We start from the raw sequence: 1,945 nt of genomic DNA on the forward strand, positions 1-1,945 counted from the left end.
GAACCCCACAACAGGTCCATGACGAGTATCTGGAACGGCAGCTCGCAGCGTGAATTAGCCGTTAAGAGCTGTCCGGAAAACGCGGGGCGCATCAGGCTCCGTCAAGCGCGCCCACGGCAGCGTCCCTGAGAGTGGTGGGCTTTCGAGGTTGATCCTCGGTGCCTACTCGCCGCTGTTGAGGGCGGCGATGGGTTCAGTATCGCGCTCGGGGTAGAGCAGCGCCATGGAGCCTTCGGATGGGTAGCGGCGGTTGTCGGCGGATTGCCATTCGTCGTGCATATCGGCCAGGACTGCGCCGATCAGGCGGATCACCGCAGCGTCGTTGGGGAAGATCCCGACCACACGGGCGCGGCGTTTGATCTCCTTGTTCACCCGCTCGAGCGGGTTGGTCGACCAGATCTTGGACCAGTGCGCGCGGGGAAACGCGGTGAACGCGAGGACTTCGGTTTTGGCGCCGTCCATGAGCGGGCCGATCTTGGCGAACCGGCCGGCGAGCTGGTCGCGCACCTGCTCCCAGGTCGCGGCCACGGTCTCGGCGTCGGGTTGCGCGAACACGGTGCGGAATACCGCGGCGGCCATGTCGGCGTGGGTCCTGGGCACGTGGGCGAGCAGGTTGCGCGCGAAGTGCACCCGGCAGCGTTGGTGCGCGGTGCCTTGAAAGGAACGCCGCAGCGCGGCGACCAGGCCGGCGTGTTGGTCGGAGACCACGAGCCGGACCCCGGCCAGGCCGCGTTTCTTCAACCCGGTCAGGAACGCCCGCCAAAACACCTCGTCCTCGGAGTCGCCGACGTCCAGGCCGAGGATCTCCCGATCCCCGTCCGCACGGACTCCGCTGGCCACCACCACTGCCATCGACACCACCTGAGACGCGGCGTTGCGCACGTGCAGGTAGGTCGCGTCGAGATAGACGTAGGGGAAGGCGATGTGGTCCAGCCGGCGACTGCGGAACGCGGTGACCACCTCGTCCAGACCGGCACAGATCCGCGACACCTCCGACTTGGAGAAGACCTGAGTCGATCCCCAACGCGGCGACCAGATCGTCGACCGACCGGGTCGACACACCGCACACATAGGCCTCCATCACCACCGCATACAACGCCTGGTCGATCCGCCGACGGGGCTCGAGGATGACCGGGAAGAACGACCCCTTCCGCAGCTTCGGGATCCGCAGCTCGACATCACCAGCCTGAGTGGCCAGCAACCGGGCCCGCGACCCGTTGCGCTCGTTGACCCGGGACTCGCTGCGCTCATACCGGGCCGCGCCAACCTCCTCGGCCGCCTCGGCCTCGATCAACTCCTGCATCACCATCCGGACCGACTCCCGGATCAGATCCACCCCCTCGCCGGTGCGGAACAACTCCAGCAACTCAGACACGGCAGACTTAGACAACGCCATCGGTGGGACCCCCTTCGGGTGAGTACTTGGCCGTACACACCGAAGATCCCGCCGATGGCCCCAACACTCCACAGCCACGCCGGTCCCCAAACCCCACCACCCGGCGGGACGCTCACGCGCCCACCGTATCGCTGCCAACAGCTGAACCGCCGTATCGCGGCGCAACAGCACCGCTGCGTGACAACAGTTCCTTGGACCACCACGACCGAAGCCAAGCCAAACGATGCCTCCGCTCAATGGCCCGATGCACGTACGACGCTAGTACGCCGTCAGCACCGCTCTACCGTTGCATTCAGCAACGACTCCCACGAGCTCGCCGATGAGAGAGCGATATCCTGCGGCCCGCCGTACTGGACTGAATGCCGCCATCAGCCAACCATGCAGAACCAACAGACTTGGCTATGTGTGATGTTTCCCCTTGTGGATAAGGAAAAATTAGCCTCGCTGAGTTTGCGTGGCCGCGAGCAGCACGATAAGATCGAACACATGTTCGAAGGAGATCTCACCACCCTCGCGACCGCCGACCTGCTGGCATCGGCCGCCGCGCAC

At 65.3% G+C, this 1,945-nt stretch carries 1 protein-coding gene and 1 pseudogene; one reads left to right on the plus strand and one right to left on the minus strand.

Annotated features, from left to right (window positions below):
* Positions 1–162 precede the first annotated feature (162 nt).
* Positions 163–1,396, minus strand: a pseudogene (locus ACIBL3_RS47230) (IS256 family transposase).
* Positions 1,397–1,573: 177 nt separating this feature from the next.
* Here ACIBL3_RS47230 and ACIBL3_RS47235 point away from each other — a divergent pair.
* Positions 1,574–1,945: hypothetical protein (locus tag ACIBL3_RS47235; RefSeq protein WP_396360619.1), on the plus strand; the 372-nt coding region annotated here is incomplete at its 3' end.

The sequence above is a fragment of the Kribbella sp. NPDC050124 genome (assembly GCF_044460355.1).
Classification (GTDB): domain Bacteria; phylum Actinomycetota; class Actinomycetes; order Propionibacteriales; family Kribbellaceae; genus Kribbella.